This is a genomic window from Celeribacter sp., from assembly GCF_048261515.1.
GTDB lineage: Bacteria > Pseudomonadota > Alphaproteobacteria > Rhodobacterales > Rhodobacteraceae > Celeribacter.
Genome location: NZ_JBLXFZ010000001.1, coordinates 280,328 through 302,046, shown reverse-complemented (window position 1 = coordinate 302,046; position 21,719 = coordinate 280,328). Strand labels below are relative to the sequence as shown.

Annotated in this window: 21 protein-coding genes; 15 read left to right on the top strand and 6 right to left on the bottom strand. The window is 56.6% G+C overall.

What is annotated here, in order from left to right:
- Positions 1 to 229: 229 nt before the first annotated feature.
- The 10 genes from ACN0SC_RS01455 to ACN0SC_RS01410 all read left to right on the top strand — a co-directional run bounded on the left by ACN0SC_RS01455 (position 230) and on the right by ACN0SC_RS01410 (position 10,046).
- Positions 230 to 1,261 carry a LysR family transcriptional regulator gene (locus tag ACN0SC_RS01455; RefSeq protein ID WP_417247890.1) on the top strand — a complete coding sequence of 344 codons (1,032 nt, stop codon included), beginning with the start codon at positions 230 to 232 and terminating at the stop codon, positions 1,259 to 1,261.
- Positions 1,262 to 1,377: 116 nt separating this feature from the next.
- Positions 1,378 to 2,328: an ABC transporter ATP-binding protein gene (locus ACN0SC_RS01450; RefSeq protein ID WP_417247889.1), complete on the top strand. Its 951-nt coding sequence runs from the start codon at positions 1,378 to 1,380 to the stop codon at positions 2,326 to 2,328.
- Positions 2,325 to 3,071, top strand: coding sequence for an ABC transporter permease (locus ACN0SC_RS01445; protein ID WP_417247888.1), 747 nt, complete (start codon positions 2,325 to 2,327; stop codon positions 3,069 to 3,071). Before ACN0SC_RS01450 ends, ACN0SC_RS01445 begins: the two co-directional genes overlap by 4 nt.
- A 32-nt stretch (positions 3,072 to 3,103) precedes the next feature.
- A complete protein-coding gene (locus tag ACN0SC_RS01440) occupies positions 3,104 to 4,120 on the top strand; it encodes an ABC transporter substrate-binding protein (RefSeq protein WP_417247887.1) in 1,017 nt (338 codons plus the stop codon).
- A 14-nt stretch (positions 4,121 to 4,134) separates the two neighbouring features.
- Complete coding sequence (locus tag ACN0SC_RS01435; protein ID WP_417247886.1) at positions 4,135 to 4,956, top strand: ABC transporter ATP-binding protein; 822 nt, start codon at positions 4,135 to 4,137, stop codon at positions 4,954 to 4,956.
- Entirely contained in the window at positions 4,953 to 5,753 is an 801-nt protein-coding gene (locus ACN0SC_RS01430; protein WP_417247885.1) for an ABC transporter permease, read from the top strand. The genes ACN0SC_RS01435 and ACN0SC_RS01430 overlap by 4 nt, the downstream gene beginning before the upstream one ends.
- A gap of 71 nt (positions 5,754 to 5,824) precedes the next feature.
- A complete protein-coding gene (locus ACN0SC_RS01425; protein ID WP_417247884.1) occupies positions 5,825 to 6,562 on the top strand; it encodes a transporter substrate-binding domain-containing protein in 738 nt (245 codons plus the stop codon).
- A 175-nt stretch (positions 6,563 to 6,737) separates the two neighbouring features.
- Positions 6,738 to 7,325, top strand: a complete 588-nt coding sequence (locus tag ACN0SC_RS01420; RefSeq protein WP_417247883.1) for a c-type cytochrome — start codon at positions 6,738 to 6,740, stop codon at positions 7,323 to 7,325.
- A 62-nt stretch (positions 7,326 to 7,387) separates the two neighbouring features.
- Positions 7,388 to 9,148, top strand: coding sequence for a pyrroloquinoline quinone-dependent dehydrogenase (locus tag ACN0SC_RS01415; protein WP_417247882.1), 1,761 nt, complete (start codon positions 7,388 to 7,390; stop codon positions 9,146 to 9,148).
- A 79-nt stretch (positions 9,149 to 9,227) separates the two neighbouring features.
- Positions 9,228 to 10,046 carry a substrate-binding periplasmic protein gene (locus tag ACN0SC_RS01410; RefSeq protein ID WP_417247881.1) on the top strand — a complete coding sequence of 273 codons (819 nt, stop codon included), beginning with the start codon at positions 9,228 to 9,230 and terminating at the stop codon, positions 10,044 to 10,046.
- A 7-nt stretch (positions 10,047 to 10,053) separates the two neighbouring features.
- Here the strand turns inward: ACN0SC_RS01410 and ACN0SC_RS01405 are convergent, their stop codons facing one another.
- Both ACN0SC_RS01405 and ACN0SC_RS01400 read right to left on the bottom strand, forming a co-directional pair.
- Positions 10,054 to 10,476, bottom strand: a complete 423-nt coding sequence (locus ACN0SC_RS01405; protein WP_417247880.1) for a hypothetical protein — start codon at positions 10,474 to 10,476, stop codon at positions 10,054 to 10,056.
- 423 nt (positions 10,477 to 10,899) lie between these two features.
- On the bottom strand, positions 10,900 to 11,643 hold the full coding sequence (locus ACN0SC_RS01400; protein WP_417247879.1) for an SDR family NAD(P)-dependent oxidoreductase: 744 nt from the start codon (positions 11,641 to 11,643) through the stop codon (positions 10,900 to 10,902).
- Between the two features lie 301 nt (positions 11,644 to 11,944).
- Between ACN0SC_RS01400 and ACN0SC_RS01395 the strand changes: the two genes are divergently transcribed.
- The 4 genes from ACN0SC_RS01395 (at position 11,945) to ACN0SC_RS01380 (ending at position 15,735) form a co-directional block, all read left to right on the top strand.
- Entirely contained in the window at positions 11,945 to 12,634 is a 690-nt protein-coding gene (locus ACN0SC_RS01395) for a GntR family transcriptional regulator (RefSeq protein WP_417247878.1), read from the top strand.
- Positions 12,635 to 12,856: 222 nt separating this feature from the next.
- Positions 12,857 to 13,843, top strand: coding sequence for a TRAP transporter substrate-binding protein (locus tag ACN0SC_RS01390; protein ID WP_417247877.1), 987 nt, complete (start codon positions 12,857 to 12,859; stop codon positions 13,841 to 13,843).
- A 76-nt stretch (positions 13,844 to 13,919) separates the two neighbouring features.
- On the top strand, positions 13,920 to 14,450 hold the full coding sequence (locus ACN0SC_RS01385) for a TRAP transporter small permease (RefSeq protein WP_417247876.1): 531 nt from the start codon (positions 13,920 to 13,922) through the stop codon (positions 14,448 to 14,450).
- A 1-nt stretch (position 14,451) separates the two neighbouring features.
- The gene (locus ACN0SC_RS01380) at positions 14,452 to 15,735 is read left to right on the top strand and encodes a TRAP transporter large permease (protein WP_417247875.1); all 1,284 of its coding nucleotides are present in this window, start codon (positions 14,452 to 14,454) and stop codon (positions 15,733 to 15,735) included.
- A 127-nt stretch (positions 15,736 to 15,862) separates the two neighbouring features.
- Here ACN0SC_RS01380 and ACN0SC_RS01375 read toward each other — a convergent pair whose 3' ends face one another.
- Entirely contained in the window at positions 15,863 to 16,462 is a 600-nt protein-coding gene (locus ACN0SC_RS01375; RefSeq protein WP_417247874.1) for a TetR/AcrR family transcriptional regulator, read from the bottom strand.
- 144 nt (positions 16,463 to 16,606) lie between these two features.
- On the opposite strand from ACN0SC_RS01375, the gene ACN0SC_RS01370 reads away from it, so the two are divergent.
- A complete protein-coding gene (locus ACN0SC_RS01370) occupies positions 16,607 to 17,170 on the top strand; it encodes a carboxymuconolactone decarboxylase family protein (RefSeq protein ID WP_417247873.1) in 564 nt (187 codons plus the stop codon).
- Positions 17,171 to 17,309: 139 nt separating this feature from the next.
- On the opposite strand, the gene ACN0SC_RS01365 is transcribed toward ACN0SC_RS01370, so the two are convergent.
- From ACN0SC_RS01365 to ACN0SC_RS01355, 3 genes are all read right to left on the bottom strand, one after another.
- Positions 17,310 to 19,685 carry a Hint domain-containing protein gene (locus ACN0SC_RS01365; protein WP_417247872.1) on the bottom strand — a complete coding sequence of 792 codons (2,376 nt, stop codon included), beginning with the start codon at positions 19,683 to 19,685 and terminating at the stop codon, positions 17,310 to 17,312.
- A gap of 520 nt (positions 19,686 to 20,205) precedes the next feature.
- Complete coding sequence (locus ACN0SC_RS01360; protein ID WP_417247871.1) at positions 20,206 to 20,688, bottom strand: hypothetical protein; 483 nt, start codon at positions 20,686 to 20,688, stop codon at positions 20,206 to 20,208.
- A gap of 14 nt (positions 20,689 to 20,702) precedes the next feature.
- Positions 20,703 to 21,344, bottom strand: coding sequence for a hypothetical protein (locus ACN0SC_RS01355; RefSeq protein ID WP_417247870.1), 642 nt, complete (start codon positions 21,342 to 21,344; stop codon positions 20,703 to 20,705).
- Positions 21,345 to 21,719 lie beyond the last annotated feature (375 nt).

Here is a 21,719-nt window from a genome sequence, read left to right as displayed (position 1 = left end):
TATACTGGGACTATGTTTGTCCGAAAATTTGTGAGCCACCGTGAAGTCCTCCTTCTGGTCACGCGCGACATCGTTAACCACATGTCCATTCGGCTGTGCAGGTTTTAAGAAAGGGGGGAACGCCACTTTGAAGTGTGTGATCAAACACACAAGGGTCTATTAACTTGTTGATAATGTTTGGTTGGCTGTTCTAATCTTCGGTTCGCTTTACATTTTGCATGAGGCCGCAATGTCACCCACTTTGAAACAGCTTGAGATACTTAAGGCCGTCGTGACGACGGGTTCGATAAGTAAAGCTGCCCGTTTGCTCGGGTTTTCTCAGCCGACATTGTCGCAGCAGATCGCGAAAATGGAAAAGACCTTGGGAGAGCAATTGTTCACGCGTGGACGCAGTTCGAGCTTTCTGCTGACGGGGCCTGGGGAATATTGGTATCAGGTTGCCGTCGATATGCTGGATAGGCACGCGACTGCGGAAGCATTTCACAACGCCCATTTCAAGAAGGACCGCATTGAGTTGCAGTTCAGCTCACCCTATGCGTTTCGGTTTTGGTTTTTCGGTAAGTCTGCCGAATTGGCCGTATCCGATCCGAGAATCGGAGGTTTGGAATACATCGGCTCACGAAGTTCCACAGATGTCTTGGAGATGCTTGCCCTTCGTAAGATCAATTGCGGCGTCGTGAACGAAGCGTTTATCACGAAGAAGTACTCGGATCTGCATGTGACCCGCGTGTGCAGAGATCAAACCGTTTTGGTGGTTCCTGAAACGATCCCTGATGAGGTGGTCCAAGAAGCTATCGAAACGCGGGAGGCACCTGAAGATCCCGCATATGTTGCTCTGACGCGCTACGTGGATTTGGGGGATATTGCCCCTTGGAGAGACCACACACAGGCGTGGTTCCGAACCAATCTGCCTTTTGCGTTTCCGTTCTTTCGCTGTTCGGAAAATGTTGGCGCGGCATGGTTGGTTGCAGAAGGGGTCGCGACAGCGCATGTGCCCTTGTCGATGGTTCGGCGCCTGCCTGATGAGTTGCGCAATCGTGTGCGCATCTATGAGATTGACGGAAGCCGTTTCAATATCAGCTTTGTTGCCCCGAAACACTACCAATCCACCCCTGCATTCGTCGCCTTTCAACAGCAGCTATGCGCCCATGTGAGCGATGAATTCGAGTGTGAAATGCGGATGTTTGAAAGCAGTCTCACATTGACAAAAATGTCCGCGGCAAGGCCCGTCAACCAATCGGTTTTCCTCGCGGCCGAATAAGTTATTTCAATTCGGCGTATTGGTTTTTTGGGTGTAGCTTTAGGTTTCGCTCCACACGTAGATGTGGTCTTGAATATGTAAGATTGCTCATTGGGAGGGGGTATCTTGGCTCTGTCATGTCATTAGCTGCCATCTCGGTTGATAGCCTTGTAAAGCGACTTGGCAGCCGAAACGTTCTTAATGGAATAGATCTTGAGATTGCAGAAGGACAGCGCGCTGCTCTTTTGGGACCGAATGGTGCTGGCAAAACCACCTTGGTCAGTATCCTGTGTGGGCTGACGTCCCCGGATTCCGGCAAGGCCGTCGTAGCGGGCCACGATGTTGTTCGCCAGACAATGGCCGCGCGCACACAAATCGGTGTGGTCTTTCAAGATAGCAGCTTGGATGTCCGTCTCAGTGTGGCCGAAAATCTTGAGTTTCATGGGCTTGTCTATGGCATGACACGACGTGCGCGAGCAGAGCGTGCTGCCGCAATGTTGGATCTTTTCGAACTGTCAGACTGGCGTGACGCGATTGTGCGCAACTTGTCTGGCGGGATGAAGCGCCGCCTTGAGATTGCGCGCGCATTGATGCACGAGCCGCGAATTCTGTTTTTGGACGAGCCGACAACAGGGTTGGATACACAGACACGGGATCGGGTCTGGTCCTATCTTGACGGGTTAAGCCGTGACACTGGTTTGACCGTTTTGGTGACGACACACTACACGGAAGAGGTCGAGCATTTCGATCATGTGGCGGTCATTGATCATGGCGACATCATCGCCAGCGGCACACCGTTTGAGTTGAAGGCGAAGTATGGGGCGCCCCGCCTTTTGGTGAAACCGCGCAACAAGGACGCTGAGGACAAAATTGTGGCTGCATGGCCGAAGGCGCAAACTTCTGGTGACGCGCTGTCTATTTCCATCTCGGAAAACAGCGAGGTTGATCGGTTTCTGGCAGCCTTCGGACGTGATGTCAGCGGTTTTGAAATCGAAAGCGCAACATTGGCCAATGTATTCCTGACGCTGACGGGACGTGATCTTAGGGATCATCTGGAGCGGACAACCGAGAAGGGGCGCGCATCGTGACTGCCTTGCTACGGATTGTGTTCGTGGTTGGTTTTGTTGGTGCTTGGGCTCTTGCGTCAAACAATGCCGAGTGGAGCTTTATTCCGCATCCGTTAGAGACGCTTTCTGCGCTGAAAAAGCTGGCTCTTAGCGGTGAGTTGTCCATGGCGCTAGGTCAGAGCCTCTCGATCTTTGCGAGCGGGCTTGGGCTTGCCGCGCTTGTCGGGATTCCGTTTGGCGCGGTTATGGGAATGGTCCCTCCGATTGGACGGATGCTTGACGTGTTTGTCTATGCGCTTGCGGCGACGCCGCGGGTCGCGTTCATCCCTTTGATCATTGTCCTGTTGGGATTGGGAGTAGAGGCAAAGAGCTTTGTGGTGTTTTTGGGTGCGGTGATGCCGATCGTCATTAACACCTATGCTGGCGTTCAAAATGCCGATGACGAGCTGATCGAGATGGCGCGCTCCACAGGGCTCGGCCGTTTGGAACTGTTTTGGCATGTCGTTTTACCTGGAGCGGTGCCATTTCTGGTGACGGGTATCCGACTGGGCGCAACGATCGGGCTCATAAATACCATCGTCGCCGAGCTTTATATGGCGGTGAACGGATTGGGCGGATTGCTTGCGCTGTATGGGAATACGTTCCGTATGGCCGAGTATTTTGCGGTTGTTTTCGTGCTGGCGTTCATCGGGGGACTTGTGAACGAGGGACTGCGCCTCGCCGAACGTCGGGTTTTGAGCTGGCGCAGGACTGTCGAACGATAATGAAGAGACTTGGAATTGGGAGCTGGATTGAAATGAAGTTGTCGTGGAGCGGAGTTGTATTGGCCGTTGGGCTGTCACTTGGCGCGAATGCCAGTTCGGCGGAGCCTTTCAAGTTGATTGTTACCCATCTCGAGCCGCCTCTTGTGCCTAACTCGGTGATGGATCTGGCTCAGGAGCTTGGGTATTTCGAGCGGGCAGGGGTGGATGTCGAGTTCGTGCGAGTGCAGCAAACGCCGTCCGCCATCGCAGCGCTTCAGGCGGGTGAAGGCGACATGGCCAATATTTCGACGAGCGCACAGCTTAGCTTGGTGGCGCGAGGTGTCGATGATCTGGTCGCTGTTGCGTCGCCCAACAAATTCCTTCCCTTTCTGATTGCCTCGCGAACCGAGTTTGCAAAGGTTGAAGACCTCGACGGGGCGCGGTTTGGGGTCGGGCGGCTCGGTAGCTTGGATCACTCGCTGTCGTCAGTGGTGTTGGATGCCGAGGGTCTGTCATTGGACGAAACCGAACTGGTTGCTCTTGGGCAGCCTGGCGTGCGTGCTCAGGCCCTTGCCGCAGGCCAGATCGATGCAACAACTATGTCAATCGGCGTCTGGCTTTCCTTACCCGATCGCTCTGGGCTGCATGTTTTGGTGGAGCCTGAAACCTATTATAAAACGGCGCCATTGGTCACGAAGGTGAACGTGGTTCCTCGGGATGTTCTGGAACAGCGCGGCAATGACGTCGAAAAGGTGCTATCGGTCCTGACACAGGCTTCGCGTGATTTCGCTTCAACGCCATCCATATGGGTGGATGCGATGGTAAAGGCGCGTCCTGATGTCGAGCGCGAGACACTTGAAGACCTCGCGCAGGCCTACATCACGAGTTGGAGCGTGAATGGCGGCTTGCAAGCTTCCGAGATGGAATACACCACAAATTGGCTATTCGAGGGATCGGATTTCGAGGGGGCTACCGCACCCGCGCTTGAGGATTGGATTTCGTTTGCGCCGATGGACAAGGTGTTGGACGCTTTGGGGGAAGATGCGCGGATGGATACGGTTTCGCGATGATGGGTCGGGCGCCAGTGCCACATATTACGTTCGACAACGTAGGCGTGACTTTTGGTGGCGCAGGACGCAGTGCATCCCGTGCGGCGCTTGACGAGTGTTTTCTGTCGATACCACGTGGACAATTCGTGTCGATACTCGGCCCGTCAGGATGCGGGAAAACCACGCTGTTGCGCTTGGTCGCGGGGTTGATCGCGCCCGATACGGGGCAGGTCACAATTGATGGCAGCGCCCCGATCCCAGGGCGGCAAAGCGCCTTTGTGTTCCAGTCGTTCAGGTTGTTGCCGTGGAAAACCGCTTTGGCCAATGTGACACTGGCCTTGCGTCCCTTGGGATTGGGGCGTGAGGAGCGCAATGATCGGGCCCGTCACTATTTGGAGTTGGTTGGCCTGTCTTCGGTCGAAGCCATGTATCCGGGCGAATTGTCGGGCGGCATGAAGCAGCGGCTGGCCTTGGCCCGTGCCTTGGCCGTTGAGGCGCCAATCCTGCTGATGGACGAACCGTTTGCCAGCTTGGACGCGCAATCGCGCGAATTGATGCAAGAAGAGTTGAAACGTCTTACCCCCAAGCATCGCCCGACCGTCTTGTTCGTCACCCATAGCGTTGACGAGGCCCTTATCCTCGGGGACCGTCTTGTCCTTATGTCGCCGCGTCCAGGCCGCGTTCATGAGGATGCAGATTTGTCATTTGCGTCCCATAAGTCCATCTCGGAACTTAGGGCGAGCGCAGAGTTTCAAGACCTGCGCGATCATATCTGGAGCCAGCTTCGTGAGATGGTTCTAAACGACTCCGCGTCTGATTTCTTCGGGCGTGGTGAAAATGGAGTGCTGCAATCGTGATTTGGCTGCGGGGAATGTACGGGATTTGGCTGCGCGAAGTTGTGCGCGCGTTGCGCGATCGCGGCCAGATAATCGGAGGCGTTTCACGGCCGTTGATCTGGCTCTTGGTCTTGGGGATCGGGTTGAACCCGTATTTTCGCGGAGAAGTCTATGGTGAGGTGCGTGTCGTCCTACCTTACACCTATGTGCAGTTCCTGTTTCCTGCGGTGATCGTCCTGAACATCATGTACACGTCGATCCTGTTTGCCGTGTCTGTCATATGGGACCGGCAATTCGGGTTCTTGCGTGAAATTCTGGTGTCCCCGCTTCCAACACCTCTGATCCTGTTGGCCAAAATTCTAGGGGGCAGCACGATCGCTACCGTCCACGGGGCAATGGTTCTGATCCTTGCGCGTTTTGCGGATATCTCTTTGATGCCTGGGCAGATCCTTTTGGCCTTGGTGGCCATGTTCTGCCTTAGTTTTACATTGACGGCATTCGGCGTCATCCTTGCCAACAGGGTGCGGAATTTCGAGAGCTTTGGCGTGTTCTCGAACACCTTGATCCTGCCGCTGTATTTTACCTCCAGCTCTGTCTTCCCGCTTGACCCGAGCCTGAGCAGGACGCAGTCAATCGTGGTGTATCCAGAGTGGTTGGTTGCGGTGATGCGCATCAATCCGATCACCTATGCGGTCGATTTCCTGCGCGGGATATTGATCGGATTTAATCAGTTTCCAGCCCACATTGGACCAACGCTTGTTCTCGTTTTGGGGGCGATATTCTTCCTTGTGGCATTGTTTGAATTCCGTCGCACCTGATGGCACCGCGTTTTCATAGCCCGTTCCGTTGGCGTCCCGCGGTGATAAATGTTGCGGTGGTGGCATTGTTGATGTTCGCGCTGTCTTTCACCCCCGCCGACACGTCGATGTCAGAGATCCAGAAGCGCGGTTCGTTGCGTGTGTGCATTCCGCCAAGCCGCCCCCCTTTGGTCACGGGCGATCCGGACCAGCCCGGATTTGATCTGACGCTGATGGCTGCCTTGTCCGAAAGTATGGATATCACGCTGCAGACACGGGTTATCCCCGCTATGGGAGCCGACTTTAACCCGCGCAACTGGCGCCTCAACCGCAGTCAGTGCGATGTGATTGCGGGCGGCATCGTGAACTCGGTGGAGACCCGCAGTTTCTTACAGACACTTCCCACCGGCGTGCAGATGGGGTGGGGCCTAATCAGGCCAAGCGGGCTGGAACCGAAACCAGGAATGAGCGTGGCCGTCCTCCCTTCGCCAGGGTTGGATCGTTTGGCTCTAAGTCGGGTTTTGCGCGCTGAAAAGGCCAGTGTGGTGCCTGTCAGAAATCCTGAAGCGCTATTGGCCGCACTGGAGACAGGGCGGGTGCAAATCGGGCTGGCCGATAAGGGAATTGCGGATCGTCTGGTTCAGCAAGACGCTGGCCTGAGCGCCGATTGGTTTGAAGCAGAAGGCGTGGCGCGGCAATCTTTTGCCCTCGGATTCTGGAAGGGGGATGTTGAGTTGCGACGTGCCTTTGCAAGCGCATTCTCTGATTTGAAAGACAGTGGCGAGCTGGCTGAAATCAGGTTGCAATATGGTCTGCCTGTCGTCGATTGATAGCCCTTATACAAAAAAGCAATGCGTCATATTAGTATCACGGCGTTGTCAAAATGAAGTGATTGATACACGTTGGTTCTACAGTCTTTCGATAATGATGAGACGGCTTTGTCAGAGCAAAAGTGCTCTGACATTTTTGTTGTCGAAGAGGCTGCTCGAAGAAAGGGAGGACCAATTGAACACATCACGATCTCGTAATTTGGTAGCCTGCGCTTTGATGGCGGCATTTGCCCCCATGACAGTCAACGCAGCAGGTTTTACCCAAGAGCAGGCCGACAACGGCCGAGCGGTCTATGCGGCCCAGTGTGCTCACTGCCACGGTACGAACCTCGAAGGTTTGGACGCACCGGCCCTGAGCGAAGAGACCATGCAGAACTTCAGCACAGCGGCTGGGTTGTTTGACATGATCTCGGTGGCGATGCCCCCCCAAGCCCCGGGAGAATTGACCGAGGATCAATACCTCGAAATCATGGCCTATATTCTCGCTCACAACGGCGCACAGGCAGGTGATGAGGCGATGGTTGTGGACTACGATCTGATGGAGTCCATCGATCTTGTTGAAGTGACTTCTGTTGCTGCAACCACCGAAGTTGCTGATGCCACAGACGCGGCTTCCGTCGTTTCAGTGCCTCAAGCGTACACTTGGGGCAAGCCATTGCCCGGGAGCGATTTGTTCGCCGATTCACCAGAAGGTGACTCCGCTGGGAGCGGTGTGCCGCAGGCGTATACCTGGGGCAAAGAGCTGCCAAGCGTAACGCAGTAAACAATTTCCACATCGCTGACATGCGATGTGCAATCAATCTGATGACTTTGGGAGGCTATTCCATGAAATTTAACTTGAAAACGTCGATTCTCGCGTTGAGCGCCAGCCTTGCGTTGGCGAGCCCAGTTTTGGCGCAAGATGCCGAGCGTGATTACACGGCCGTTAGCGACGAGATGATCCTGAACCCGCCTGCTGGCGATTGGCTTATGTGGCGCGGGTCTGTTGACAACCACGGCTTCAGCGCCCTGGACATGATCAACAAAGACACGGTGGCTGATCTTGAACTCGCATGGGCATGGCCCATGGCCGATGTTGGTCTGCAGCAAACCACCGCACTGGAGCATGACGGTGTCATGTTTATCAGCACGAACAACTCGATCGTTCAGGCGCTGGACGCCAAAAGCGGCGATCTGATGTGGGAATACCGCCACCCGCTGGCTGAAGTTCCCGATAGCTGGGGCTACCTGAACTACCAGTCGCGCCGCCAGAAAAACTCGATCGCTCTTTATGAAGACAAAGTCTACCTGACGACGGTCGACGCCAAGATTGTTGCACTCGACGCGGTCTCGGGCAAAGTCGTTTGGGAAACCCAAGCCTTCGATAATTCCAAAGGTTACAGCTATACCGTTGGGCCGCTTGTTGTGAACGGCAAGGTTATTTCCGCGATCTCCGGCTGTTCGATTGCTGGCACGGCTGGCGGTTGTTACATCGCTGCGCATGATGCCGATACTGGCGAAGAGCTCTGGCGCTTCAACACGCTGGACGACCCGAACAACCCTGCACAAGGCGAAAGCTGGGGCGATGTTCCTCCTGAAAACCGTTGGGGTGGTACACCTTGGGCCGTTGGTTCCTACGACCCTGAGTCCAACCTGACCTTCTGGGGCGTCGGGATGCCTGCGCCTTACGCCGAACTGGTTCGTGGTTCGGGTGACGGCGATGTGCTCTACACCAACTCAACACTGGCGCTTGACGCCGACACGGGTGAGCTCAAGTGGTACTTCCAGCACCTGCCGCGCGACAACTGGGACCTCGACAGCCCGTTTGAGCGTGTTCTGGTCGATCAGGAAGTCGACGGCGAAACCCACAAAATGCTGGTTTCGGTTCCAGGCAAAAACGGCATCGCTTTTGCACTTGATCGCAACACCGGCGAATACCTGTGGTCGCTCGAAACCGTCTATCAGAACGTTGTGACCAAGATTGATGACGATGGCACGGTTCACATCAACGAAGACCTCATCTCTTCGGCCATTGGTGAATCCCATATGGCATGTGTGTCGGTGTCTGGTGGTAAACTGTGGCAGGCGGCGGCATTCTCCCCGCTCACCAACAACTTCTATGTCCCTCTGACAGAAGCTTGTAACACCACGACCCCCATCCAGACCGAGTTCACCGCAGGGAACTCCACGGGTTCTTTGAAATTCGGTCCTCGCGTCCTGCCTGAAGGCATCGACCAAGCAGGTCTCGTGGATGCCATCGCGGTGAACCCCGAACAGGGTACGCACGCATGGCAGCACCGTCAGCGGACTGTCCCGACCTCCTCGGTTATCGCAACCGCTGGTGGCTTGGTCTTCGGTGGTGATGCTGGTCGCTACATCAAAGCATGGGATGACACCACGGGTGAGGTTCTCTGGAGCCAGCGTCTGAACGCGCCTGTTGGCGGTTCGCCTTCCACCTTCGAAGTGGACGGAGAGCAGTATCTCGTCGTTCCGACTGGCTACAGCGCAGCAGCGTCCAGCGCGGCATCCATGTTCCCCGAAACGCCGCTGCCCAGCGGTGCGGGTAACTCGATCTTCGTGTTCAAACTGCCTAAATCAGACGGCTGATTTTTCAGCTCGACACGATACAAGACAAGGAAAGGAGCCGTTCTGGCTCCTTTCTCACATTCATACTGGAGGAATTGCGATGATTTTCCGTCCTATCCTGGCTTTGATCTTTGCCCTGAATTGCGTGGCGGCATACGGGCAAAATGCGCCGCAGATATACCTCGACAATACACGCAGGATCCAAGGCGATGAAATTCGGGTCTGCGTGGATGATACCGCTGTTGGTGCGCCATTCGATCGGGCGGTCGCCGAAGCAATCGGCCAAGCGCTATTCCTCAATGTGGTGTTCGACAAATCCCCGAGCGGCTTTCCGATCAACGGCGGCGGGTTTCTGGAAGAACTGCAGATCAGAATGAACAAGAACTGTGATCTGGTCATGGGGATGTCGCTTCAGACTGGCAATCTCTATCCCGATTGGGTCAGCCCGACCCGCGTTTACGCCACGGTGCCTTATGTTCTGGCTGCTCTTGATCCGAGCTATGAGAGCCTTTCCGATATCCCGAATGACCATTTCGTCGGAACCTCCTTGGGTTCGTCTGGCGAGTGGGCGTTTATCACTGCGATGTCTCAACGCGCGGAAGGACAGCGATGGAAGCGGCTTCCCTATGCGGACAAGGCATTGATGTTGGAGCGGCTGCGCGATGGTCGGCTCTCAGCCATACTGCTCTGGCAGCCTATGCTGCAAAAGCTGTTGTCTGGTGATCCTGATGCTGCAGACATCAGAGTGATCTCACCCGAACCGATAGAGGTCGCAACGGTGAGGGTTGGTGGCTTGGTATCGTCGCGTGATGACTTCCTGCGCAGTCAGATCGATTCAGCAATTGACGCACTTATACAGGACGGGACGATCTCGATGATTATGGATGACCTCGGGTTTGAGGGCACGCCTGGCGGCTGATTTGTCGTTACCGTGTCAAAGACAGCCAAGACAGCAGGTCTCTCAGCCATATAGGATCGTAAACGCTGAGCATGAAGCAGATAAGGAGTAGCGCGGCGACCCATTCCAGAGTGCGGAACCGCGCCACCCATTCAGGCTTGAGTGCCAGAACAATCTGCGCTCCAGGCAAGCCAGGCCACGGAAGTAGGCAGATGAGGGCAGATCCGAGTGCGACCTCTTGCAACTGACTGAACAGCACCAGCGCGAATTGGCTCAGACTGGAGTTCAGTCCGCTTTGCGCCAGTGGGCGCATAAGGTCGATCAAAGGTACTGCCGCCAAAATTGCGGCGCTTGCGATCAGCGGAGCCAACGCTTGTAGCAGCCGCCCCGATCGGTCTGAAGCGGCGTGAGAGGGGACAAGTACCCAACCCGCCCGAAACAGTACGCCCATCAACATTCCCCACGCTGCCAACGAGCCCTTTGGATGTGATCTATTGCCGCCCATGCGAGTGATCCCGCGCAGAATGGAAATATACGCAAAAGCGAAAATCAGGTACGCCAGACCTCGGGTTACAATTTGCTGTAAAGTAAGGTCGTTGAGAAATGCCATGAATGTGCCTGCGTAGAATTTCAGCCGCGTCTGCCAACGACAATCAAATGTCGGCGGCGCTTTTCAGTGTCGGTAGAACTTTAGTGCAAATCGCAAATAAGTAGAAATAACTTATTTAGTTACAAAGACTAAAGCTGAAACTCTGTTGCACTATGCGGCGCGTCTCGGTCGCAATGGGATAGGCACAAAAAACGCGGACGGAAGAGAAGGGGCAGGGCGCCGCGCGTGATGCGCGACGCCCCGATGGTTTCGTCTTGGCTGGTATTAGCTAAAGAGCATACCGCCGTTAATGTCGACGTTCGTGCCCGTGATGAAGGCCGCATCGTCGCTGGCCAGATAGGCGGCGAGATTGGCCACGTCTTCGGGCGTGCCCTGACGTTTCAGGGGGGTTGCTGCTTCGACGTTTCTGCGCACTTCATCCTTGGTGAAGACGTTGTGGAAATCGGTGTCGATCATGCCAGGGCAGATGGCATTCACGCGAATGTCTGGGCCCAGTTCCTTGGCCAGACCGCGCGTCAGCGTCATGATTGCACCCTTCGATGTGGCATAGGCCACCGAACCCGCTCCGCCGCCGTCACGGCCTGCTTGAGAGGCGAGGTTGACGATTGCGCCCGACTTCATGTGCGGCAAGCATTCTTTGATCATGGCGACCGTGGTGGTCACGTTGAGGTCCATGACGAATTGCCAATGGTCCATCGACATTTCCGCAAGCGTTTTGCGCGCGACAAGGCCGCCGGTGTTGTTCACCAGAATATCGACGCCACCGAATTCTTTGATCGTTGCCGTAACGAGGTCTTTCGCGCCTGACGGATCACAAAGATCGCCCTGCATCGCGAATGCCGCGCCGCCTGCTGCCTTGATGTCCTTGACGACCGCTTCGGCCCCTTCGGCAGAGGAGTGGTAGTTGATCGCAACCGAGGCACCCAATGAAGCGAGCTTGCGCGCACACGCGCCTCCGATGTCACGTCCGCCGCCAGTCACGATGGCCGTTTTGCCCGTAAAATCCATAGTTCTTCCTTTCGTTTTCTCCGAGAGCCCCGCGCCGTTTCAGTCGCGGCAGGGCCGTTGAATGAGGTAGCCCCGCGTTGCATCGCACATCGTTTAACGGGGCGAGCCGCCCCCCCCCCGCAGGGGTCGCAAAATCCAGATATGAGTGGCGCAGTGCAGGGCGCTTGTCAACACTTGTATCCCAGTTTATATACAACATACCGCCTTGCGGAAATGGACCTACTGCATATGTGGTGGATTGAAAGTCGCGCGCCGTTTCAGCATAAGTGCAGTCACCGCATGTGCGTCGAGAGGAAAGAAGATGCCCGACCAAGATACGACGTTAGAGGCGCGCTCAAGTGTCGAGAGGATCGTTGATTTCCTCTATGCCGAGATAACATCCATGCGCATGTTGCCAGGTACTCGGATTTCCGAAACGGACATAGCGCGCAAGTTCGGTGTATCGCGCCAGCCCGTGCGGGAGGCCTTCACCCACCTTGCGCGTATGGATTTGATCCTTGTGCGCCCCCGCCGTGCGACGGAGGTCAAAAAGCTCTCCATTCGCGCGATTGAGAAGAGCCGTTTCGTGCGTGCGGCCGTGGAGGCTGCGGCGTTGCGTGAGGCGGCAAAACATTGTGATGCGGCCTTGGGGTATCAGCTGGATGCCGCTTTGGCCCTACAAAAGAAGGCTTTAGTGGAGGGCGACCAGAATCTATTCAAGCAGTTGGATTACGATTTCCACAAAATGATCTGCGAGATCGGACGCGTGCCCTACGCCTTTGAGGTGGTGCGCGCAGAAAAGGAAAAGGTGGACCGGCTCTGCGTTATGGAGTTGGCGAAAGAGAACCGGATGCCCCTTCTGATCGAGGATCATGAGAAGATCGCGGCGGCCATCAAGGCGGGAGATGCCGAGGGTGCGGTTGCTGCGGGAATGGTCCATTTGTCGCGGCTTGATGAGATCATCACTACCATCCGCATCAACAACGCGGCCTTCTTCGACGATACCGAATAAAGACCCCCTTAGGACTGCAAAGACCTAACGTGCCATCGGCGCGGGCTTCATGCTGTCGGCAAGTTCAAGCATCCTGCGTGACACGGCTGTCTTGCGTGGTGGGCTGTGCTTTCGTGAAATTTATTCTTGTATCCCAGTTTGGCTACAAGTATGACTCTCGCTGCACGGTGGTGAGTTTGAGGAGACTCGCCAACCATTTGCAAACATGCAGGGAGGAAAAGCATGACTACCAATTTCAGTATTAAATCCATCGCTGTGGCATCGGCGCTCACCCTCGGACTGACCTCCGCAGCGGTGGCCGCCGAGTTGCGCGGCTGGAACATCCACGTCGAAGACTACCCCGTGTCGCACGGCATGGAATCCTTCATCGCAGAGGTCGCGGAAAAGACCGGCGGCGAAGTGAGCGGCAAAGTCTACCACAACGGTGTTCTCGGTTCCCAACCTGACGCGATCGAACAACTTCGCCTCGGCGTTCTGGACTTCGCGGTCTTCAACCTCGGTCCGATGGGGCAGGCTGTTCCCGAAGCCAACGTCACCGCGCTTCCCTTCATCTTTTCCAGCGTCGATGACATGTATGCCAAGATGGACGGTGCCGTGGGCGAAGCCATTGGTGAAGGCATGGAAGCCAAAGGCATCAAGGCACTCGGCTGGTATGGCGCAGGTGCGCGCTCCTTCTACAACTCTGTGCGTCCGATCAACTCGCCCGCCGATGTGGAAGACCTCAAGGTCCGCGTGATGTCCAACGACCTTTTCGTCAAAATGGTTGAAGCCATGGATGGCAACGCGACCCCGATGGCCTTCGCCGAGGTTTACCAGTCGATCAAGACAGGTGTTGTCGATGGTGCGGAAAACAACCCGCCGTCCTACGAATCCACCAACCACTACGAAGTGGCGAAATACTACTCGCTCACCGAGCACCTGATTATTCCTGAGTGCCTGTGCATGAGCCTCAAGTCTTGGGAAAGCCTGACGCCCGAGCAGCAGGAGATCGTTATGGTCGCAGGTAAAGCGAGTGCTGAATACCAGCGCGAGCTTTGGGCCGAGCGCGAAGCCGCAAGCCTCGAAACTGTTGCCGCAGCGGGCACCGAGATCAACACGATCGCGGACAAGGCTCCGTTCCAAGAGGCAATGGCGCCCGTCTATGAGGCTTTCCTCGCGGACAACCCCGAGCTGGCCGACATCGTGAACCTTGCCCGTGGCGCCGAGTAATCGGAGTGATCGATTATGGTGAAATGAAACGGATGGGGCCTTTTATGGCCCCATCTTTGTGAAAGGCACCCTCTCCATGACAACTGAGCCTCTATATGTGCGCCGTATCGAGAAACTTCTCGATCTCCTGCGCATGGCGTGTATCGCCGCCGCCTCCGTTGCGCTGGTCACATTGATCATCACCTTCGGCTGGCTTGTTTTCGGGCGCTACGTCCTGAATGCGACCCCCACATGGGTCGAACAACTCGCGCTTCTTCTGATCTGTTACATCGCGTTTCTCGGTGCCGCCGCAGGCGTGCGCGAGGATACCCACATCGGCGTCACCCTGTTTCGTGACATGATGCCCGATGGCGCACAAAAGGTGCTGATGATCGTCATCGACATCTCGCTGGCCATATTTGGCGCCGTGACGCTCGTGGCGGGGGTGACACTGATGAAATTCGGTATGGGCACGATGCTTCCGATGCTCGATGTGCCTGAATCTGTGCGCACGGCAGCTATCACGTCACTGGGAGCGCTCATGTTGCTGTTCTCCGGCACGCGCGCGCTGCTTCGCATTATCCGTTTTTCGCGCTGGTCTCCGCAGCCTGAACTGGAGGAATTCTAACGTGGGTCTGTTTATTCTTCTCGGCGTCTTCGCCGCGGGCGTGGTGATTGGCGCCCCTGTCGCATTCGCAATGGGCATCGCCGCCGCTGTCGCGTTCTGGTTTGAAGGCTTCCCGATGCTCATCACCTTCCAACGCGCCACATCAGGCGTGTCGGTCTTCTCCCTGCTGGCTATTCCGTTCTTCATCTTCGCTGGTGAGATCATGCTGCACGGTGGAATTGCCAAACGTCTGGTGCGTCTGGCCTCCGCTCTGGTGGGGCATCTCAAGGGCGGTCTGGCGATGGTCAACATCTTCTCGTCGATGCTCTTTGGTGGCATCTCGGGCTCCGCCGTGGCCGACATTTCCGCACTCGGCTCCCTGCTTGTGCCCGTGATGAAGGAGCGCGGCTATCGGCCCGACTTCGCCGTTAACGTCACCGTTACGTCTTCCATTGCGGGGATTGTCATTCCACCGAGCCACAACATGATCATTTTCGCCGTGGCCGCGGGCGGGGGCATTTCGGTCTCCAAGCTGTTCCTTGCGGGCGTGATCCCAGGCATCCTGATGTGCGTGAGCCTTGCCATTGCTGCGTGGATTCTCTCTATCCGTCACAACTACCCCTCTGAGCCTTTCCCAGGATGGGCTGTGGTGGGCCGTGCTGCGCTTGACGCCATTCCCGGTTTCATGACGGCAGTGATCATCGTGGGCGGGACGCTCTCGGGGATATTTACGGTCACAGAGTCGGGCGCCTTCGGTGCAATTTACGCTCTGTTCCTGACGACCTTCTACTACCGTAGCCTGACGTGGGATGGCTTTGTCCGCTCCGTCGCGGGGGCCGTGCGCACCACGGCGATGGTCATGATCCTGATCGCCTTCGCCAGTTCCTTTGCCTATCTTCTGGCGCTCTATCAGGTTCCCGAAAAACTGTCTGGCCTTCTCGGCGCGATTTCGGACAACCCGATTGTCATCTTGCTGATGATCAACGTCATCCTGCTGGTTTTGGGTATGATCATGGACATGGCGGCGCTCATTCTGATCTGCACGCCGATCTTCCTGCCGATTGCCGTGGGGCTCGGTATGGACCCGACGCAATTTGGGATCATGCTGCTGATCAACCTCGGTATCGGCCTTTGCACGCCGCCCGTGGGCACTTGCCTCTTCGTAGGCTGTGCTGTGGGGCGGGTGAAGATCGAGCAGGCCGTGCGCACCATCTGGCCCTTCTATCTCGCGATCTTTGTTGCGCTGATGTTGGTCACATATGTGCCTGCGGTGTCGCTCTGGCTGCCATCGGTTCTCTCGAACTAGACCCATAAGGGCAGGGCATCGCCCGTCCAAAAAGAAAAGACCCTCGGAAGTATCTGCTTTCGGGGGTCTGTCTTTTCTTACTGCGGCACTGCCAGCGCGCCATGCGGCATTGAATTGATGGACGGTCTTAGATGGGCCGTGTCGAGAATTGCCCGATCTCGTCGGCAAGGTCACGACAGAGCGCCCGCATCGCGTCAGGGTCCGTTTCCCGCTGCGCTTGCACCTTCAGGCCGAAGATATAGGTCTGCATCCGACGCGCCAGACGGGCGGGGTCACAGTCGGGCCGCAACTCGCCCTTGCGCTGCGCGGCGTCGAAAGCTTGCGCAATCATGGCCTCCACGCGGTCGAGATGTTCCTCAATGACCATACGCAACTCCCCCTCGCGCGGCACTTCGAGGAGCGACTTCACCAACATACAGGCGGTCGAGGGGCGGTCGCAGGGACTGAGGTCCGCTAGCCCGAGCAGGTGGTCACGCAACGCCTCCAGCGGCGAGGGGCTTTGCTCCACGAGCGCCTTTAACTCGGATGTCATCCGCGTGCCATAGCGATCAAGCGTGGCGCGAAAGAGCGCCTCCTTGCTGTGGAACGCGGCGTAGATGGAGCCGGGCTTCATCGACAGTGTTGCCTCAAGATCCTTGAGCGACGTGGCGTGATAGCCTTGCGCCCAAAACAGGGTCATCGCCGCATCCAGTGCGGCATCTCGGTCATATGATGCTGGTCTTGCCATGGGGGCAATCTATGCCGCGCGACGGTTCAACCGCAATAGCATCACGATTATTTGTGAACGATTACTCAAATACTTCTTGAGCAATCACTCACAAACCATCAGGTAGGGGGCGTCAACATACGCTAAACCCAAAAAGGAAAACGCATGACTGCCTTCGCAAAGCTCGACGAGACCACAGCCCCCGCCGCCGCCGTCCCCCTTATCCAGAAGTCGCAAGCCGCCTTCGGCCGCCTTCCTGGCCTGCACGCTGTCATGGCGCGTGCGCCTGCGCTTCTCGAAGGCTACCAAGTGCTGCACCGCCTGTTTGCGGAGAACACCTCCTTTGACGCCGACGAGAAAACCGTCGTTTGGCAGGCCATCAACGTTTACCACGAGTGCCACTATTGCGTTCCTGCACACACAGGCATTGCCAAGGCGATGAAAGTGGATGACGCGATCAGCGACGCACTTCGCGACGAAACACCGCTGCCCACACCTAAACTGGAAGCGCTGCGCACATTCACGCTCGCCATGGCCGAAAGCCGCGGCAATCCAACAGAAGCGGAACTCGAAGCCTTTTATGCCGCGGGCTACGGTGAGGAGCAGGTGCTTGAGGTCGTTCTGGGGCTCGCTCAGAAACTCATGAGCAACTACACCAACCACCTCGCGGACACGCCTGTTGATGCGCCGATGCAGAAATTCGCTTGGACACCTAAGTCGAAGCGCTAACGACACGCTTAAGCACAAATGACGACGGCAGGGGAGTTTCCCCTGCCGTTTTTCGTGTTTCTGACATCTCACGCATGTCGAAAGGGTAGGGGACTGCGATAGGAACCCCCGTGTCGGCCTCTAGAGTGCTACGTCGGCGCTACATGTGCACGTGGCAGGATGCCTGCCCGTTCAAAAGCGCCTTGTTGTTCTTCGCGTGCCGCTCAACGAACCGCTTCACTGAATTGCCCTTTTCAGGGATGTGACGTGCGGGGAGCAACGCCGTCTGCGTTTCGATGTCGGGGAAGAGTGCCAGAATTTCTGCACGCGCATCTTCCGAGACCGCTTTGAGCGCTTCGGGGCCAGTGAAAAGGCTTTCCGTTGCGGCGCCGTTGGAAAATACGATTTCATGCTGGTCGAAGAGCATGTGGTAATAGGCCACGCTCTCGGTGTCCTTCACAACTTCAATTCCGGGAAGCCCGACCAACTTGTTCGCGGCAACCAGAATTTCCGATACGCCGAACATACGCTCGGCGATCACCGAGCGGACGAGAATCCTGTGCTGGCGTGACACCATGAGATCGTTCGAGGGTGTGCCATTTCCAAGCGCGCCCGCCGCAATCCTCACGGGCTTGAGGTTGGGGCGCATCGCCAGTTCCTCACGATCAAGCTTGTTGCTGCCCATCCAGCGCAGGGGCTGCATACCGTTGTCCATGGTCAAAACCATGTCCCCGACTTCGAGGTCTTCAACGTTAACGGGGCCCTTAGCGGTGATGATTTCAGTGCCCTGAGCAAAGCAAATGATCTCGATCCCGCTGAAGGACAGCACCTCTCCAGTGTCGAAAGTGACCGTGCCCGTGAGCGCGCCAGCGTCATTGGAATCTTCGACCGCGTTGATGGTGTAGGTGCTCTTGTCGATGGCACTGAGGTCGATCTCGTCGATGTCGGTCGTGTCATCAGGGCCAGCTCCGCCGCTGATCGAGTCGCCATCCGCATCCGCAGCCGACCCGATGATGAAGGTGTCGTTGCCGTCGCCGCCGAACATGTTGTCCGAACCCGCGCCGCCATCAATCGTGTCATCCCCGGCGCCACCGTCGAGCAGGTCGTCTCCGGCGAGCCCCCAGAAAATGTTGTCGACGCTATTCCCGATAATTTCGTTCTCGCCCGAGCTGCCGCGGACGTTTTCGAAATTATTGACGATCGTGCCGAAACCTGCCGTCGTGCTGGTGCCGTTGTCATGCAGGGTGATGTCGGTGTCCAACCCGTCAACAAGCGCATGGTCCAAGGCGACTGTATCAATGCCATCACCGCCGTCGAGAATATCGGGCGTGCCTGTCGTGAAAAAACCTACTTCGGCGTAGTCGTCGCCCTCTTGAAGGTAGACTTCGTCGCTGGCGGCAGATGAGGTGGAATTTTCACCGTCGGCTAGCCACGTATCATTACCATCCCCACCAGTAACGTAGTCGTGTCCCTCGCCACCTGTGATGATGTCGTCGCCGTCACCGCCATGGATGGTGTCGTCACCGCCGCCGGCCGAAATTGTGTCATTGCCCTCGCCGCCGACGATGTAGTCACTGTGGACACCACTGGTAATGGTGTCGTCGCCGCCTTCGCCATAGATGGTATTGGTTCCGTCACCACCATAGATCGTGTCGTTACCGGCCCCCCCGACCAGTCGGTCGGCTTCGGTGTCTGTGCCGAAAATGCTGCCACCGTAAATGATGTCGTCGCCATCACCGCCGTTAATGGTGTCTTCGCCACCGTCGCCGTAGATGGTGTCGTTGCCTGTGTTGCCGTAGATGGTGTCGTCGTCATCTCCGCCAAATATGGTGTCGGCACCTTCACCGCCCGCGATTTGGTCTTCGCCGTCCCCACCACTGATCCAGTCGTTGCCGTCGTCACCAGATAAGATGTCGTCGCCGCTTTCGCCGTAGATCGTATCGTTGTCGTCGCCGCCCGAGACGATGTCGTGACCACTGCCTGCGCTAATAGTGTCGTCGCCACCGTTGCCGTAGATGGTGTCGTTGCCTGATCGGACTAGAAACGCATAGTCTGTGATCTCGTCGCCATCGACATCCTCGTACCCGACGTCCATGGTCTCGCCGATGTTCAGTCCGTCAACCACGCCAGGTTCGGTGGATGACAGATTGAAGGAGGCGGTTTGATCGACGGACACACCAACGGCCACGCCGCTGATGACCGGAAAGCCATCAGGCGCGTAGAGGTAAAGGTTGCCTGACCCAGTTTGGAAAACAGCAGCCTCGGTTGAGCCGAGCAACGCGCCGAGCAACCCGCCAACAAGTCCAGAGTCGCCGTCGTTAAAGGAGGCAACGCCAACGTATGTGACAGCCTCTGCGCTGCCATCAATGTTGATCGTGCTGGCCTCGCCCGGGGTCAGTGTGCCATCGCTGTCGGTAATGCTGATGCTCGTGCCCGAAACGCTGGAAAAGCTCGGCAGGACCGATACGGAAAGCAGAGAAACCAGGTCTCCCGAGTAGGAATAGAGGTCATCAGTGAAATCAACGGTTACAGGCAAGTGACATATCCTTTTGCGCGTTCATGGGGCGGTCTTGTCGTCTTGCGCGACATGGGCGCACCGCGTCGGGAATACCCCGCTCCGTCCGAGCAGCACGGACAGAGCGGAGAGTTGACAGAAGGCTCAAGGAACACGTGGTACTGGGTGTCCGCGTGCAAATTGGCTTCTGGTGTATGGGTGCGGGGGGCAAGGCGAAGAGGCAGGTGTTGCATTTCTCTTCCTTTGCGGTTTCCGAGCCATACGGCGGCGTTCAAATGGCGCTGGGTGGGGGAAGTGGTTGCCTTTGATTTGAACGCCATAGGAGCAATGTGCTCTGTGCCCGCGCGGTTTGTCTTGTCAAAACGGGGCGGCTCGAAGCAGGTGGAGGTGATAAATGCCACATCCAGATACCACTTTCTTTTTTCCGATATTCACAGGGGAAATCCGCGCAGTGACAGACGGCAAAAGACGGAGGAAACGCAGGTTTCCAGCCCGTATTGCCGCCCGATTCGTGTCGGTCGGAAGATGCGTGCTTCTTCGTTTATGCCTCTTTCAGCCTGCGCAGCATGATTGGAGTGGGGGACGGCATGTGATTGTCGGACGCGGCCGCTCGCGCGATGCGAGGGGGATTGGCAGCGGCGCCACAGGCACGCCACGACAGGTGCATTTTCAGAACCGCCTCCTCGTGGGGCGGCACAAGAACTTCGAGCACGAAGCCGTTGGTGGTCGTGTTCGTCGCGTGCAGCGTGCAGTTGGTCGCGGCCTGCGCTTTTAGCTCCATCACATCGGGCGTTGACGAGAATTCCGCCACGAACGGCACGTAAAAGCACAGGCGCTGCTCATGGGGCTGGAAGCCGCTATCGAGAGCCGCGTGAATGCGCAGATCGACTTCGCCATCGAATTGAACCTCGATTTCGCCATAACGGCCGATATCAATCTTCTGATGCTCTCTGAAAAGCTGCCAGATCTCGCGCCGTGCAAACCATGCCTTTCGGGAGATCTTCGGCTCTTTGCGGGCCTTCATTCCGAACGGGAGCCTCATTGGGCGTATCGCATCGGGTTGGAGGCGTGAGGGAGTGTGGCAACATCGGCAAGCACACAGTTGAAGCTGCCGACGACAGGCGTTTCCTCGTGGGAGAGCAGCAGTTTTTCGTCGGTCGAGGGAACGTCAATTCCGCAATGTCGCGTGGGCGTTCTGCCACTGCTTCCTCGGTCGAGATCCGCTGTTTCGACAGGGATAAATACACTGAGGCCATTCATTTGAATCCAGCCGATTGCCTCCAATTCAAGCGCAACACATTTGGTGGGCTGGGACGGGGCTGACCATGTGAATGCAGGGTCATGCCCGACGATGGATTTGACGGGAAAAGCCACGTCCGGAGAGCCGAAGTACAGCTCGCAAAGCGCGTGAGAGCAGGCAATGTAGGCTTCGGAATATAAGGACATACTACAATTGTCGGTTGCAACGTTCACCCTTCGCGCGGCCGACATATATATGTGTGTCGATAGAACCGTGGACAGGGAGCCGTCTTCCAGCCGAACCCGCATCCCTGCCGCGATCTCTGACGCAGCGACAGGAGCGCGATCTGTGTTGATTCGCGTCGATGCCTCGATACCGCGGACAAAATGCCCTTTTCCGACGAAATTTCCGGAAAATTGATGGTCTTTATGGTGCTTCATTCAGGCCTCCAATCAAAAGCCTTGCGGTGATGTTCCTGCTCGTCGTCCGCTTTTTTAGCAAGATGCCGCGTTTTTGTGCGCAAAATAATTCATCCAAGTGGCCGCGCCGTCCAAATAATCGACGCATTGACCACCTGCGACTCAAATCTACCATAAGTTGCAAGATGGGGCTGTCGCAAAACGGGTGGATCTGTCTATAAGAGGCAAATATGTAAGTCGGATGCTTCTTTATGAATTGAAGCGCGTGATTGTGCCGATATGCACTTACTTACAGGCGCGTGTGGAGTGTGTTGTGCCGATCTAATCCCTGCCGAAAAATCTGGCGGGGAGCGGCGATCCATAATTTCTGATCGTTGTAGATTCACCGTCTGGCGG